Raw genomic sequence first — 14,323 nt, 5'->3', positions numbered from 1 at the left:
GTACGACCGACAATCGGCCGCCGCCGCGCGAGAATAGCGACCCCCGACGCCCCTGCGCGACCCCGTTACCAGGCTTTATTCACGACTGGGTGAGGCGTTCGCAACACTCGGAGCGGCGTGCGGCGTAACCGTCGCTGACGGTGACACCGCGGATTCCGACGGCGACGGCGCCACCCGGCCCGACCGGAAGGGCGCCTGGTCGGGGCAGTACGGGTAGCCGCGCTCGCGGGCCGGGCTCCAGTCCCCGGTCATCGGGTCGATGCAGCCCGGCTCCCCGAACTCGATGGCGTTGCCCCACTGGTCGTAAATCTGCACGTTCCGGACCAGGTTGCCGTCGTCGTCGTAGACGAAGACGTCCTGGACGTCGCTGTATCGGCTCACCTCGCTGACATAGCCGGCCTGGACCGGGTCGCCGCGCCGGGCCTGGCCGTCGGTCTCGAAGAAGCCGACCACCGCGAAGAGCACCAGGGCCGCCCCGCCGGCCCGGAACAGCAGCCGCGGCATCCGCTTCGACGGCGTCCGGCTGCCCAGCCAGATCGACCCGAGGACGAACACGGCGAGCACCATGAGGGCGATGAGCTCGTTGCCGCTGCCGCCGATCCGGGGCAGCAGCCCGATCGGCGCGCTGTTGTCGTCGAACACGTAGGTGAACGCCATCGCCGCGAGGTAGCCGCGGAGCACCCACCACGCCGGCCGGAGGAGGGCCAGGAATTCACTCGCCTTCCCGTACCCGAGAAGTGGCCCGACCCGGACGTCGGCCCGCCGCGTCGCCTCCCGCGCCCGATCCCGCAGATCGCGCGCCCGCCCCCGCAGGCCGCCCCTCGCATCCCCGCCCTCGCCGGCCTCACCGGTGGCCAGGCCCGCGCTCGCGATCAACTCGGCCGCGTAGGCCGACGGCGAACCGAGACGGCTCACCAGCGTGCCCCCGCCCTCGGCGAGCACCTCGGCCAGATGCTCCGGAAGGTCCTCCAGCAGCTCCTCACGAGTCGCGGGCGGCAGGCCCCCGAGCGCCTGCCGAACCTGCTCGACGTAGTTGCCGATCTCGTCCTGGTCGGTGAGGTTCACAGCGTCACCCGTCGCTCACTGTGGTCGGTCAGCAGACCGTCCATGATCGATGAAAAGTCCTGCCAGACCTTGCTGGACTGCCTGAGCTCGCCGTACCCGAGCTCGTTGATCGAGTAGTACTTCCGGTGCGGACCCTCCTCGCTCGCCACGACATAGCTGGTCAGGAAGCCGCTGTTGTAGAGGCGGCGCAGGGTGCCGTAGACCGAGGCGTCGCCGACGTCCTCCAGGCCGGCGGCGCGGAGGCGGCGGAGGATGTCGTAGCCGTAGCCGTCGGCGTCCTTGAGTACGCCTAGGACGGCGAGGTCCAGGACGCCTTTGAGCAGTTGGGACCGATCCACGCGATGCAGACTAGTATTCAATGCACAGTACCGTCAACAACGGACTACTCCGTTGTGGAGCGCAGGAGTGACCTGGCACGATGCGGGGCCACCTCGAAGTGACAGCGGAGAGTAACCGTCGACGAGGCGCCCGGGCGGCTCACGGGCAACGACCCACCCGGCTGCACAGGAGAGCGACAATTCGGGCACCAACCCAGCCCTGCCGTACAGCCAACCCCGACCGGCTGCACAGGAGAGCGACAATCCGGGCACCAACCCAGCCCTGCCGTACAGCCAACCCCGACCGGCTGCACAGGAGAGCGACTATTCGGGCGCCGACCCAGCCCTGCCGTACAGCCGGGCCCTCAGTCGGCGGCGAGGCCGAACGCTATGCCGTCGAGGATGTCGTGTTCGGAGGCGATGATCGTGTCGTGGCCGGAACGCTCCACGATGATCTGTTCGATCAGGGCGCCCGCCCCGATCACGTCGGCCCGGCCCGGGTGCATCACCGGCAGAGCGCGGCGCTCGGCGACGGTCATCGACAGCAGGTCCCGGGTGACCCGGGCGACGTCGGCGGCCGGGATTCTGCTGTGGTGGATGCGCGTGGAGTCGTACCCGTCGAGCTCCAGAGCGAGAGCAGCGACGGTCGTGACCGTCCCGGCCAGGCCGACCAGAGTCCTGGCCTGCTTGCCCGGCACGGCCGCGAGAGCCGTGTCGACCGCCGCGACGATGTCCTCGGTGGCGGCGGCGATCTCGGCGGGAGTCGGCGGATCGCCGTGCAGGTGCCGTTCGGTCATCCGGACGCAGCCGATGTCCATCGAGATCGCGTGCTCGACGCTGGTCGTGCCGGTGACGAACTCGGTCGAGCCGCCGCCCAGGTCGAAGACGAGGTAGGGGCCGGGCGCGTCGAGGCCCCGCACGGCGCCGAGGAAGGAGAGCGCCGCCTCCTCCTCACCGGTGATCACCTCGGGGTCGATGCCGAGCACGCCGCGCACCATGTCCCGGAAGTCCTGCGCGTTGCCGGCGTCGCGGGTGGCCGAGGTAGCGCACATCCGCACCCGCGTCACGCCCAGTTCGGCGATCTCGGCGGCGTACCCGAGCAGCGCCTGCCGGGTGCGCTCGATCGCGGCCGGGGCGAGCAGACCGGTGCGGTCGACACCCTCCCCCAGCCGGACGATCTCCATCCGCCGGGCGACATCTACCAATTTTTCCGAATTGTCGGAAACGTTCGCAATGAGCAACCTAATCGCGTTCGTTCCGCAGTCGATCGCAGCGACTCTCATAGGTGCAGCAACATCCTCGTGTTCCCCAGCGTGTTGGGCTTGACCCGTTCGAGGTCCAGAAATTCCGCGACACCCTCATCGTACGAACGCAGCAGCTGCTCGTAGACCGAGTGCGGCACCGGCGCCCCGTCGATCTCGGTGAACCCGAACGACCCGAAGAACCGGGTCTCGAAGGTGAGGCAGAAGACCCGCCGTACGCCGAGCGCCCGCGCCTGGTCGAGCAGCGCCGTGACGATCATGTGGCCGATCTTCTGGCCACGGCGGGAAGGGTCCACGGCGACGGTACGGATCTCGGCGAGGTCCTCCCACATGACGTGCAGGGCGCCGCAGCCGGCGACCGTGCCGTCCTCGGCGACCGCCACCCAGAACTCCTGCACCGACTCGTAGAGCGTCACGGTCGCCTTGCTCAGCAGCCGCCGGTCGGTGGTGTAGGCGTCGACGAGAGCCCGGATGGCCTTGACGTCCCCGGTGCGCGCACGGCGGACGATCATGTGCAGGATCCACCGGACCAGTACGGCCCGATCGCCTCCCGCACCTCGTCGCCGAACGGATTCACGCCCGGCCCGGCCGCCAGCGCGTGACCGAGGTGGACGTGCAGGCATTTCACGCGGTCGGGCATCCCACCGGCGGACACGTGGGCGATCTCCGGAACGTCCGCGATGGCGGTCCGGCGCTCCAGATAGTCCTCGTGCGCGGCCTGGTAGTGCTTCGCCAGCTCCGGGTCGGTGCTGAGCCGCTCCTGCATGTCCCGCATGACGCCGGCCGACTCGAGGCGGCTGCACGCGGCCGTGGCGTGCGGGCAGGTCAGGTAGAACAGCGTGGGGAACGGCGTGCCGTCGTCGAGGCGGGGCGCGGTCTCCACCACGTCGGGGTTGCCGCACGGGCAGCGGTGCGCGATCGCGCGTGTCCCGCGCGGCGGGCGGCCCAGCTGCTCAGCGACGGTGGCGAGGTCTTCGGGGGTCGGTGCTTCTGACATCAGTTCGCGGGCTCGGCATTCGCTGCTCGGACGCTGCTCCACAGCGTGTCGTACCAGCGGTCCGGGGCGGCCGCCGGCGCTTTCGGGTCGGCGTCGCGGGTGGCGCCCGCCGCATCGTAGTAGATGACCAGCGGTGTCTCACCGGGACGGACGTAGAAGTACTTCTCCCGGGCCTGGATGCGCAGGTATTCGTCGTCCTGCCACTTGTCCAGCTCCTTGGCGGTGGCCGCGATCTTCTCGCGCTGCGCCGCCTGGTCCTTCTCGATCTGCGCGATCTGGCTCTCCTGCTCGAGATAGACGCGCAGCGGGTAGGTGTAGGCCAGCGCGAGCGCGACGAACACCGCGATCAGGATGGTGGCCCGGCCGGTGAGGGCGCGCGGGCGGGGAGCGTCGGTGCGCTCGGCCGCTTTTTCAGGACCAGAGCCATTCGTACGACGAGAGGACGGCACCCGGATCGGCCCGGTGTTGCGCGTGCGGGACGCGGTCGGCCGGCCACCGGCGCCCTGGCGGCGGGTGGGGCCCTGCCCGCTCGGCAGGCGACGCTGCGTCATCTCCGCCCTCCCCCGCCTGACTGTCCGGTGTTGTGACGCCCGCTCGAACCTACGTCGGCCGGGACGGGCGCCACAACTCCATGATCTGTCGCCGGGACGTCAGCCGACGCGGTAACGCGGGAACGCGCCCGCACCGGCGTACCGGGCGGCGCTCTCCAGCTGCTCCTCGATGCGCAGCAGCTGGTTGTACTTGGCGACGCGGTCCGAGCGGGCCGGGGCACCGGTCTTGATCTGGCCGCTGCCGACCGCCACCGCCAGGTCGGCGATGGTGGTGTCCTCGGTCTCGCCGGACCGGTGCGACATCATGGTCTTGAAGCCGGCCCGGTGGGCCAGGTCCACGGCGTCCAGCGTCTCGGTGAGCGAGCCGATCTGGTTCACCTTGACCAGGACCGCGTTGCCCGCCGACTCGGCGATGCCGCGGGCGATGCGCTGCGGGTTGGTGACGAACAGGTCGTCGCCGACGATCTGGATCTTGTTGCCGAGCTCGGCGGTCATCGCGCTCCAGCCGGCCCAGTCGTCCTCGGACAGCGGGTCCTCGATGGAGACGATCGGGTAGTCCGACGCCAGCTTCGAGTAGTAGGCGATCATCTCGTCGGTGGTCTTCGAGGCGCCCTCGAAGACGTACGAGCCGTCCTTGTAGAACTCGGTCGCCGCGACGTCCATGGCCAGGACGATGTCGGTGCCCAGGTTGAAGCCGGCGGCCTGCACGGCCTCGGCGATCAGGTCCAGCGCGGCGGCGTTGGCCGGCAGGTTCGGCGCGAAGCCGCCCTCGTCGCCCAGGCCGGTCGAGAGGCCCTTCTTCTTCAGCACCGACTTGAGCGCGTGGTAGACCTCGGCGCCGGTCCGCAGCGCCTCGCGGAAGGTCGGCGCGCCGATCGGGGCGATCATGAACTCCTGCACGTCGACGTTCGAGTCGGCGTGGGCGCCACCGTTGACGATGTTCATCATCGGGACCGGCAGCACGGCGGCGTTCGGGCCACCGACGTAGCGGAACAGCGGCAGCTCGGCGGAGAGCGCGGCGGCCTTCGCGACGGCGAGCGAGACGCCCAGGATCGCGTTGGCGCCCAGCTCCGACTTGGTGTCGGTGCCGTCCAGGTCGAGCATCTTCTGGTCGATGAGGCGCTGCTCGCTCGCCTCGTACCCGATCAGCTCGTCGGCGATCTTGTCCTCGATGTTGGCGACGGCCTTCTCGACACCCTTGCCGAGGTAGCGGCCCTTGTCACCGTCGCGGAGCTCGAGCGCCTCGAAGGCGCCGGTGGAGGCGCCGGAGGGCACCGCGGCGCGGCCGACCGTGCCGTCGTCCAGGCCGACCTCGACCTCGACGGTGGGGTTGCCCCGGGAATCGAGGATCTCGCGGGCGACGATCGCTTCAATGGTGGCCATTTGTGGTGTCGCTCCCTAACAGTTGGACGAATACAGTTTCGGTCCGCGACCCTGCGGGCCGTCCACGGCCCTGAGCCTATCGAGTCGGGCGATGCGGCGTTCGCCGGGCCGGTCAAGTTCGCACCCGGTTTACCTCAAACCCGCACCCCCGCTGCCGAACCGTTGGGCACTATGACCAGTGACCTGTTTCCCTCCGGCTTCCTCGCCGAGGGCTCGCGCATCGAGCTGGACAACGGCGAGGAACACATCCCCGGCATCCGGGTCCTCAAGGCCTCCGAGCAGGCCGTGACCCTCTCCCTGGCCCTCGACGACGTGCCCCCGGCCGGTACGAACGTGACCCTGCGCGGGCCGGCCGGCCATCGCGGCCGACTGGCCGTCCGCGGCGTCGTCACCGGCGCCGACGAGAACCGCGTCGAGATCCGCCTGACCGGCGCGCCCGAGGTCGAGCAGCTGCGCAACTACGTGCGCGGCGGCGGCGGCGAGAGCGTCGTGCTGGTGCGGCACGGCGAGCGCGACGCGGTCGGCTGGGTGCACGACATCAGCGAGAGCTCGATCCGGGCCCACTTCACCGACGTCGAGCTGCGCCCCGGCAACCCGATGACGCTGCGGGTGCAGCTCGGCGAGGACGTGGTCGAGTTCCCGGCCGTCGCCACGAAGGTGAGCACGATCCGGCAGCGGGTGCCGGCCCGGGGCCCGCTCATGGTGGAGCTGGTGGCCGTGTTCGAGCAGGACGAACGGCAGGCCAGAATCATCCGGCGGTACGTTCTGCGCCAGCAGGTGGCCCGGGCCCGCGAGTCGAGCAGCGCCTGACCTCCTTTTCGCGAATTCATCGCGAATGGCGATATTCGAGTCGGCTCCGCGATAACTCGATTGCGTTTCATCAATGCCGCGGGTGAGGCTGGCAGTCGTGCCCGCCTCACGCGTGAACCGCCGTGCCCTGGCCGCGATCCTGCTGATCGGGGTGTCGTCCGGATGCGGCGGCCTCGACCAGGCGAACGCCGCCGGGGTCACGCCCGGCGACCTGGTCTCCGAGGTCGCCACCCGGCTGGCCACGCCGGGCCCGGCATACACGGCGACCTATCGGGTGGCCGGCGGCGACACCGCCCACGTGACCCGTTCGCTGACCCCGGACCGGACCGCCTACGACTATCCGGGCGGGCGCCTGATCCGCACCCCGGCCGCGGTGACGAGCTGCACCCCGGACGTCTGCACCGCCACCGACCCCGGTGACGCCGTGACGCTTCCCGAGACGAGCGGCCTGGTGACCGACGCCCGCGTGGTGGCGCTGCTGGAGGCGGCCGCCCTGGACTCCTATCCCGAGGTCACCCAGCGGGACACCACCCTGGCCGGCCGGAACGCCACCTGCCTCGCCATCACCGGCGTGGAGCGCGCCGAGATGTCGTCCTTCGACGTCTGCGTGACCGTGGAGGGCACGCTCGCCGGCTTCCGCGGCGACGGCATCGACGTGGTGCTCACCGAGTACGCCCCGACGGCCGAGGAGCGCGACTTCACGGTCCCGCCCGGCGCCCGCCTGGTCGATCGCCGCAGCAAATAGCCACCCGCCGCCGCAAGCCGCCCGCCGCAAGCCGCTCGCCGCCGCAAGCCGGGCGCGGCGGCCGGCGAGCCGCGGTCAGACCCCGAGCAGCGTCCGCAGGTGGCGCGGCGGCGGCGAACCGTGCGCCAGCATGGCGTCGTGCCAGGCGCGCGGCGTGGCGCCGAACGGCCGGGCCGCCGCGATCGCCGACACCTCGGTGTAGCCCACGAAGTACGTCGACAGCTGCGTCGACGTCAGCAGCGCCCGCCGCCACTTGCCGGCCGCCTCGCCCTCCTCCTGGAACCCGCGCCCGGTCATCAGCTCCATCGCCTCGGCCTCGGTCAGCCCGTCGCAGTGCACGAGCTGGTCGATGATCGCGTTGAGGCTCATCCGGAGCTGCATCTTGAGCTGCTGGAGCCGCACCGGGAGGCCGCCGAAGCCGAGGCCGGTCATCACCCGCTCGGCGTAGACCGCCCAGCCCTCGACGAACGGGCCGGACAGGCCGAGCGAGCGGACCCGGGTGGCCGCCCGGAACCGGCGGGAGTGGGCGAGCTGCAGGAAGTGGCCGGGCATCGCCTCGTGGACGGTCAGGCCCCGGATCATCTGGTTGTTGTATTCGCGGTAGAAGCTGCGCACCCGCTCGGCCGGCCAGTCGGCCGGGGCCGGCGCGATGCAGTAGAACGTCGGCACGTCGGCCGTCTCGAGCGGGCCGGGCGGATCGCAGTAGGCCACGGCGACGCCCCGGGCGAACTCCGGCATCTCCTCGATCACGCACGCGTCGTCGATCAGCGAGACGACGTCGTGCTCGCGGACGAACGCGGTCGCCTCGTCCATGGTCTGCTTGGCCAGCCCGACGATGCTGGTGTTGTCGGGGTGCTCGGCGGCGATCGAGTCGAGCGCGCGGCGGACCGTGTCGTCGTCGGCCGGGCCGCCGACCAGCTCGGCGGCCGCTTCCCGCAGCTCCTCGCCGACCTGGTCGAGGTTGGCCCGCGCCCGGGTCAGCACCTCGGCCGCGGAGAGCTCGGTGTCGAGCGTGTGCCAGAGCCGGGCCTCCCAGAGCCGGCGGCCCAGCCGGGGGTCGCGACCCGGCTCGCCGCCGTCGAGCAGGCCGCGCAGCCAGCCGTCGAACTCGCCGAGCGAGGCCAGCGCCGCGGCGGTCGCGGGCTCGACCACGTCGCGCAGGCCGGGCTCCTGGGCCAGCAGCGCGGGCACCTCGTCGCGGATCAGCGCGGCCGTGCCGGCGAACTGCCCGGCGGCCGTCTCGGCGTGGATGCGGGGCACGTCGCGCAGCACGGCCCGGGCGGTCGCGAGCGCGTCGGGGATCGCGGTGAGCCGGCCGGCCAGGCTGGTCAGCCGCTCCCCCGCCGGGGCGAACTGGCGGGAGAGCAGGGCGTGCAGCAGCGGGCCGGGATTGTGCTCGAGAGGGTTCCACTCGTGCTCGCGGACGTCGGTCAGCTCGAACGCGGCCCGCTCCACCAACGCGGTCAGGATGGCGTGGTCGACCTGGTCCTCCGCGTCGAGGCCGTCGGGGTCGACGCCGCTGAGCGCGTCACCGGCGTCGCGCAGCATGGCGACCCGCTCGGCCGCCCCGGAGGACGAGAGGTCGGGCAGGCGGTCGTCGAAACGATGGTCGCCCGCATAGGTCGCGGTCGCGGGGTCGCTCTCCAGGAGAGCGTCGACGATGCGCTCGGCGAGCGGCACGAACTCAGCCATGCTCAGAAACTACTCGGCGCCACCGACATTTTCCGCCGCACGCACCGCGTCCGCATAGGCGAGAGTGGCCCGGCGCAGCTCGGCCTCCGGGTCGAGACCCGCCGCCCGTGCCTCCGCGACCACTTTCAGCAGCGAAGATCCAAGATCAAGAGCTTCGGGCAAGGGTACGGGCAGACCGCCGCGCTCCACCCTCGACAGGATCTTGGCGGCCAGCGAGAGAGCGGGCTGGCTCAGGGCGATCCCGTCCAGCACGGACTCCCGGGACTTCTCCGCCTGCTTGATCCGCTCCCAGTTGGCGGTGATCTCCTCGATGTCCTCGATCCGCTCGCCGGCGAAGACGTGCGGGTTGCGCCGCACCATCTTCTCGACCAGCCCGCCGGCCACGTCGTCGATGTTCCACCCCCGGCCGTCCGGGTGGTCCTCGGCGAGCCGGGCGTGCAGCACCACCTGCAGCAGCACGTCGCCGAGCTCCTCGCGCAGCGCCGCCGGATCGTCCGAGACGATCGCGTCGTACGCCTCGTAGCTCTCCTCGAGAAGATAGGGCGCCAGCGTCTGGTGGGTCTGCGCCCGCTTCCACGGATCGCCGCCGGGCGAGGCCAGCCGGTCCATCACCGCGACCGCGTCGAGCAGGCGCGCGCCGGGCGGGTCCCACGAGCCGTACATCAGCTCCATCTCGGCCAGTCCCGGCTCGCGGGCGAGGCGCAGCCCGAGCTGCCGCGCGAACGCCTGGTCCCCGTCCGGCCCGGCGAGCCAGACCACGGCCGGCCGATCACCGGCCGCGTCCAGGAACCCCTGGGCGTCGGTGTCCAGCACGGTCACCTCCACGCCGTTCGCCCGCAGCGCGCCGGCCTGCGCGCTCTCCGCGGCGGCGAAGACCGGGTACGCCCGGACGGCGTCCCAGGCCTCGGCGGTGAGCAGCCCGGCCGGCAGCCGCGGCGAGGTGACGAGAAGGATGATCCGGCTGGTCAAGAAACGTCCACCACCAGGGGTTCGGAACCGGGCTCACCGAACGGCACGCCGACGATCGAGAAGGACCGCCCGCTGTTCTGGTCGGTGTAGGAGGAGATGCCGAGCTCGAGGTTCTCGTACCGCGGGCTGACCTCGACGTCGAGGTCGCTCACCAGCGTCTCGAGCGCGTCACGCAGCGCGAACGCGCCCTGCAGCTCCTGCTTGTCGGCCGGCTGCAGCGAGCTCTTGAACGCGTCGAAGTCGACGTCGATCGCCCCGTTGTCGGCGAACCGCTGGTAGACGTCGCGCAGGTCCTCGTCGCTCGGCTGGGCCCCGGCCGTGCCGGCGGCGCTCTGCAGCAGCGTCTGCCGCAGCACCGCGTTCTCGGTGTAGAGCCGGGTGATGTCGGCCGTGGCGGGCAGCCCGATCTGGCCGGCGACCTCGTCGTACGGCATCGTCGCGGGCAGCGTGACCCGGTCGCGCTCGGCCACCCGGCCGTACAGCTCGTTGGTGAGCAGCAGCCCGACCACGTCGGCGCGGGCGATCGGCATCCGCGTCGCCTTCCCGCCGGAGGCCTCCTCCAGGAGTCCCTCCGTGTCGTCCCAGATCTGCTGGACACGGTGCTCGGTGATCTGGCCGCTCTGTCCGATATAGACGGCGACAGCCGGTTGGGACCGGCATGCGGAGAGGCCACCCACGGTCAGTGACGCGGCGACAACGGCGGTGGCGAGTCGGCGGGCACGCAGCATGGTCATGACTGTCTCACGAACAATGTGATCTAGGTCGCCCACCCCGTCAGCGTGTCGCCGTCGCCGGGGCGGGGGCCTCGCCGAGCACGTCTTTCAGCAGCTGGGCGCACCACTCGAGCATGGCCTGGTCGCGCAGCGGCTCGCCGCCGACGCGGCGGGTGCTCGGGCGGGGCACGCTGACCTGGTCGGTGGCCGGCTTGTAGACCGAGTCGGGGTGGTAGCGCTTGAGCCGCATCTGCTTCGAGTCGGGCAGGGCCAGCGGCGCGAAGCGGATGTGCTTGCCCTGCATCGACACGTCGGTCAGCCCGTACGCCCGGGCCACCTGGCGGAACCGGGCCACCGCGATCAGGTTGGCGACGGCGGCCGGCGGTTCGCCGTAGCGGTCGGTCATCTCGGCGACCACCTCGGAGAGCCGGGTCTCGTCGCGGGCCTCGGCCAGTTTGCGGTACATCTCCAGACGCAGGCGCTCGACCGCGATGTAGTCGGTGGGCAGGTGCGCGTCGACCGGCAGGTCGATCTTGACCTCGGGCTCCTCCTCGGGGCGCTCGCCCTTGAAGGCGCTCACCGCCTCGCCGACCATCCGCACGTACAGGTCGAACCCGACGCCCTCGATGTGGCCGGACTGCTCGCCGCCGAGCAGGTTGCCGGCGCCGCGGATCTCCAGGTCCTTCATCGCGACGTACATGCCGGCGCCGAGCTCGGTGTGCTGGGCGATGGTGGCGAGCCGCTCGTGGGCGTGCTCGGTGAGCGGCTTCTCGCGCGGGTAGAGGAAGTAGGCGTACGCCCGCTCGCGTCCCCGGCCGACCCGGCCGCGGATCTGGTGCAGCTGGGCGAGGCCGAGCAGGTCGGCGCGCTCGAGGATCAGCGTGTTGGCGTTCGGGATGTCGATGCCGGACTCGACGATCGTGGTGCAGACCAGGACGTCGAACTCCTTCTCCCAGAAGCCGACCATGACCTTCTCGAGCTGTTCCTCGCTCATCTGGCCGTGCGCCACCGCGACCCGCGCCTCGGGGACCAGCTCGCGGAGTTTACGGGCGGCGCGGTCGATCGACTCGACCCGGTTGTGCAGGTAGAAGACCTGGCCGTCGCGGAGCAGCTCGCGGTGGATCGCGGCGGCGACCTGCTTCTCGTCGTACGCCCCCACATAGGTGAGAACCGGGTGCCGCTCCTCGGGCGGGGTGGCGATCGTCGACATCTCCCGGATGCCGGTGATCGCCATCTCCAGGGTGCGCGGGATCGGGGTGGCCGACATGGTCAGCACGTCCACCGACGCGCGCAGGGCCTTGAGCTGCTCCTTGTGCTCGACGCCGAACCGCTGTTCCTCGTCCACGATGATCAGGCCGAGGTTCTTGAAGCGGGTCGACTTGGCGAGCAGGCGGTGCGTGCCGATCACGATGTCGACGGTGCCGTCGGCGGCGCCCTCCAGGGTGAGGGCGGTCTCCTTCGGCGTCTGGAACCGGGACAGCTGCTTGATCTGCACCGGGAACTGGCTCATCCGCTCGGTGAACGTGTTGAAGTGCTGCTGGGCCAGGAGCGTCGTGGGCACCAGGACCGCCACCTGCTTGCCGTCCTGCACCGCCTTGAAGGCGGCCCGCACCGCGATCTCGGTCTTGCCGTAGCCGACGTCGCCGCAGATCAGCCGGTCCATCGGGACCGGTTTCTGCATGTCGTCCTTGACCTCGTGGATCGCCGCGAGCTGGTCGGGCGTCTCGGTGTACGGGAAGGCGTCCTCCAGCTCCCGCTGCCACGGGGTGTCCGGCCCGAAGGCGTGGCCCTGCGAGGCCTGCCGGGCCGCGTAGAGCTGGATGAGCTGCGCCGCGATCTCCTTGACCGCCTTGCGGGCGCGGGCCTTGCTCTTCTGCCAGTCGGCGCCGCCCATCTTGTGCAGGCTGGGCGACTCGCCGCCGACGTAGCGGGAGAGCTGGTCGAGCTGGTCGGTCGGGACGTAGAGCCGGTCGCCGGGCTGGCCGCGCTTGGACGCCGCGTATTCGATCACCAGGTATTCCCGGTCGGCGCCGTTGACGGTGCGCTGCACCAGCTCGATGTAGCGGCCGATGCCGTGCTGCTCGTGAACCACGAAGTCGCCGGTCTTCAGCTCCAGCGGGTCGATGGTGTTGCGCCGGCGGGCCGGCATCTTGCGCATGTCCTTCGTGGACGCGCCGCGGCCGCCGGAGATGTCGTTGCCGGTGATCACGGCGAGCCGGGACGCCTCGTCGACGAAACCGTGGTTGAGCCCGCCGCAGGTGACCAGCAGCTGGCCGTCCTCGATCGGGTCGGCGACGGCGTCCACCGGGGTCACCCCGAGGCCGGCGTCGCGGAGCAGCTCGGTGGCCCGCTGCGCGGTGCCCTTGCCCTCGAAGACCAGCGCGATCGCCCAGCCGGCCCGGGCCCAGCCGGAGAGGTCGCCGGCCAGCTTCGCGGTGTCGCCGTGGTAGAGCGGCACCGGCTGGGCGGCCAGCGCGATCGCGTCGCCGAGGTCGGGTGAGACCTCGACCGCCGACGCGTCCTCCCACGGGAGGGCCTCCTCGGCCGGGGAGGTGGCGGCCAGGCCGAACGGGGACAGCGTCCACCACGGCTGCCGCAGCGTGGCCGCGTGGGAGCGTACGTCCGCAAGGGTCTTGAAAGCGACGGCGCCCACGTCGATCGGCGCCTGGCCGCCGACGGCGGCCGCGGCCCAGGAGGCCTCGAGGAACTCGTCGGACGTGCGGGTGAGGTCGTGCGCCCTGGTCCGGATCCGCTCCGGGTCGCAGAGCAGCACGTGCGTGCCGGCCGGCATGCAGTCGATCAGCAGCTCCATGCTGTCGGTGCCGCGCAGCAGCGCCGGGGCGAGCGACTCCATGCCCTCGACCGGGATGCCCTCGGCCAGCTTGTCGAGGATCTCGGCGAGCTCCGGGTGCCGGCCGGCCAGCTCGGCGGCCCGGGCCCGGACGTCGGGGGTGAGCAGCAGCTCGCGGCAGGGCGGCGCCCAGAGCCGGGGCGCCGCCTCGATGGTCCGCTGGTCGGCGACCGCGAAGGTGCGGATCTCCTCGACGTCGTCGCCCCAGAACTCGACCCGGGACGGGTGCTCGTCGGTCGGCGGGAAGACGTCGAGGATGCCGCCGCGGACCGCGAACTCGCCGCGCTTGGTCACCAGGTCGACCCGGGCGTACGCCATGTCGGACAGCCGGCGGGCCACGTCTTCGAGCTCGGCGCTCCCGCCCGTCACGAGCTCGACCGGTTCGAGGTCGCCGAGGCCCTTGAGCTGCGGCTGGAGGACCGAGCGGACCGGCGCGACGACCACCTGGAGCGGGTGCTCGCCGGGGTGCGCGAGCCGGCGCAGCACGGCCAGGCGCTTGCCGACCGTGTCGGAGCGGGGCGAGAGCCGCTCGTGCGGCAGCGTCTCCCAGGACGGGTAGACCGCGATCCGGTCGGCGTCGATGAGGCAGCCGAGCGCGTCGGCCAGGTCGTCGGCCTCGCGGGAGGTCGCCGTCACGGCGAGCACCGGCCGCCCCGCCCCACCGGCCTCGGCGGTCCCGGCCACGGTCGCCACCACGAACGGGCGCAGCGAGACCGGCGCCGTCAGGTCGAGCGAATCCGAGTCGACGAAGCTTTTGCGGGCCAGGTCGCGCGCGCGGGCGAGGCCGCGATCGCGCAGCGCGGCAGGGATGAGACCGGCGAGTTGCATGTGCAAGAACCCCCAGAGGGCACGACGAACGACCCCGAGCGCCCGAGGAGGGCGGGGGTGATGGGTACGAGTTTAGTCCGACCGTCTGACAGTTACGGCAACGCACGGCTTATCGCACAGCATGTCCGACATGGGAGGCG

At 71.5% G+C, this 14,323-nt stretch carries 13 protein-coding genes; 2 read left to right on the top strand and 11 right to left on the bottom strand.

Annotated features, from left to right (window positions below; all coding sequences use genetic code 11):
- Positions 1-75 precede the first annotated feature (75 nt).
- The 7 genes from AB0G10_RS31555 to eno form a co-directional block, all read right to left on the bottom strand.
- Positions 76-1,065 carry a hypothetical protein gene (locus AB0G10_RS31555; protein ID WP_360929820.1) on the bottom strand — a complete coding sequence of 330 codons (990 nt, stop codon included), beginning with the start codon at positions 1,063-1,065 and terminating at the stop codon, positions 76-78.
- A complete protein-coding gene (locus AB0G10_RS31550) occupies positions 1,062-1,403 on the bottom strand; it encodes a PadR family transcriptional regulator (RefSeq protein ID WP_360929817.1) in 342 nt (113 codons plus the stop codon). Before AB0G10_RS31550 ends, AB0G10_RS31555 begins: the two co-directional genes overlap by 4 nt.
- A 344-nt stretch (positions 1,404-1,747) precedes the next feature.
- On the bottom strand, positions 1,748-2,665 hold the full coding sequence (locus tag AB0G10_RS31545; RefSeq protein ID WP_360929814.1) for a Ppx/GppA phosphatase family protein: 918 nt from the start codon (positions 2,663-2,665) through the stop codon (positions 1,748-1,750).
- Positions 2,662-3,156 carry an amino-acid N-acetyltransferase gene (locus AB0G10_RS31540; RefSeq protein ID WP_360929811.1) on the bottom strand — a complete coding sequence of 165 codons (495 nt, stop codon included), beginning with the start codon at positions 3,154-3,156 and terminating at the stop codon, positions 2,662-2,664. The genes AB0G10_RS31545 and AB0G10_RS31540 overlap by 4 nt, the downstream gene beginning before the upstream one ends.
- The gene (locus AB0G10_RS31535) at positions 3,153-3,641 is read right to left on the bottom strand and encodes a DUF501 domain-containing protein (RefSeq protein ID WP_360929808.1); all 489 of its coding nucleotides are present in this window, start codon (positions 3,639-3,641) and stop codon (positions 3,153-3,155) included. The genes AB0G10_RS31540 and AB0G10_RS31535 overlap by 4 nt, the downstream gene beginning before the upstream one ends.
- On the bottom strand, positions 3,641-4,192 hold the full coding sequence (locus AB0G10_RS31530; RefSeq protein ID WP_360929805.1) for a septum formation initiator family protein: 552 nt from the start codon (positions 4,190-4,192) through the stop codon (positions 3,641-3,643). Before AB0G10_RS31530 ends, AB0G10_RS31535 begins: the two co-directional genes overlap by 1 nt.
- Before the next feature lie 99 nt (positions 4,193-4,291).
- Positions 4,292-5,575: a phosphopyruvate hydratase gene (gene eno, locus AB0G10_RS31525; protein ID WP_360929802.1), complete on the bottom strand. Its 1,284-nt coding sequence runs from the start codon at positions 5,573-5,575 to the stop codon at positions 4,292-4,294.
- A gap of 171 nt (positions 5,576-5,746) precedes the next feature.
- Here eno and AB0G10_RS31520 point away from each other — a divergent pair, with 171 nt between their 5' ends.
- On the top strand, positions 5,747-6,385 hold the full coding sequence (locus AB0G10_RS31520) for a hypothetical protein (RefSeq protein ID WP_360929799.1): 639 nt from the start codon (positions 5,747-5,749) through the stop codon (positions 6,383-6,385).
- 97 nt (positions 6,386-6,482) lie between these two features.
- The gene (locus AB0G10_RS31515; RefSeq protein ID WP_360929796.1) at positions 6,483-7,130 is read left to right on the top strand and encodes a hypothetical protein; all 648 of its coding nucleotides are present in this window, start codon (positions 6,483-6,485) and stop codon (positions 7,128-7,130) included.
- 75 nt (positions 7,131-7,205) lie between these two features.
- Here AB0G10_RS31515 and AB0G10_RS31510 read toward each other — a convergent pair whose 3' ends face one another.
- Genes AB0G10_RS31510 through mfd form a run of 4 tightly spaced genes read right to left on the bottom strand, consistent with a single transcriptional unit; the run spans position 7,206 to position 14,183 of the window.
- Positions 7,206-8,822, bottom strand: coding sequence for a DUF885 domain-containing protein (locus AB0G10_RS31510; RefSeq protein ID WP_360929793.1), 1,617 nt, complete (start codon positions 8,820-8,822; stop codon positions 7,206-7,208).
- Positions 8,823-8,831: 9 nt separating this feature from the next.
- Positions 8,832-9,791 carry a nucleoside triphosphate pyrophosphohydrolase gene (locus AB0G10_RS31505; RefSeq protein WP_360929790.1) on the bottom strand — a complete coding sequence of 320 codons (960 nt, stop codon included), beginning with the start codon at positions 9,789-9,791 and terminating at the stop codon, positions 8,832-8,834.
- Entirely contained in the window at positions 9,788-10,525 is a 738-nt protein-coding gene (locus tag AB0G10_RS31500; protein WP_360929787.1) for a hypothetical protein, read from the bottom strand. The genes AB0G10_RS31505 and AB0G10_RS31500 overlap by 4 nt, the downstream gene beginning before the upstream one ends.
- 40 nt (positions 10,526-10,565) lie before the next feature.
- The gene (gene mfd, locus AB0G10_RS31495) at positions 10,566-14,183 is read right to left on the bottom strand and encodes a transcription-repair coupling factor (RefSeq protein WP_360929784.1); all 3,618 of its coding nucleotides are present in this window, start codon (positions 14,181-14,183) and stop codon (positions 10,566-10,568) included.
- Between the last annotated feature and the right edge of the window lie 140 nt (positions 14,184-14,323).

Origin of the sequence: Actinoplanes sp. NPDC023714, assembly GCF_040639855.1 — a bacterium.
Lineage (GTDB): Bacteria > Actinomycetota > Actinomycetes > Mycobacteriales > Micromonosporaceae > Actinoplanes.
Note: the sequence above shows the minus strand (reverse complement) of the source record. Positions and strands in the feature narration are given on the sequence as shown.

What these genes read in the sequence shown, in the direction of transcription:
- AB0G10_RS31545 (WP_360929814.1), bottom strand. Translation starts at nt 2,665, where the DNA reads ATGAGAGTCGCTGCGATCGACTGCGGAACGAACGCGATTAGGTTGCTC.
- AB0G10_RS31540 (WP_360929811.1), bottom strand. Translation starts at nt 3,156, where the DNA reads ATGATCGTCCGCCGTGCGCGCACCGGGGACGTCAAGGCCATCCGGGCT.
- AB0G10_RS31535 (WP_360929808.1), bottom strand. Translation starts at nt 3,641, where the DNA reads ATGTCAGAAGCACCGACCCCCGAAGACCTCGCCACCGTCGCTGAGCAG.
- AB0G10_RS31530 (WP_360929805.1), bottom strand. Translation starts at nt 4,192, where the DNA reads ATGACGCAGCGTCGCCTGCCGAGCGGGCAGGGCCCCACCCGCCGCCAG.
- eno (WP_360929802.1), bottom strand. Translation starts at nt 5,575, where the DNA reads ATGGCCACCATTGAAGCGATCGTCGCCCGCGAGATCCTCGATTCCCGG.
- AB0G10_RS31520 (WP_360929799.1), top strand. Translation starts at nt 5,747, where the DNA reads ATGACCAGTGACCTGTTTCCCTCCGGCTTCCTCGCCGAGGGCTCGCGC.
- AB0G10_RS31510 (WP_360929793.1), bottom strand. Translation starts at nt 8,822, where the DNA reads ATGGCTGAGTTCGTGCCGCTCGCCGAGCGCATCGTCGACGCTCTCCTG.
- AB0G10_RS31500 (WP_360929787.1), bottom strand. Translation starts at nt 10,525, where the DNA reads ATGACCATGCTGCGTGCCCGCCGACTCGCCACCGCCGTTGTCGCCGCG.
- mfd (WP_360929784.1), bottom strand. Translation starts at nt 14,183, where the DNA reads ATGCAACTCGCCGGTCTCATCCCTGCCGCGCTGCGCGATCGCGGCCTC.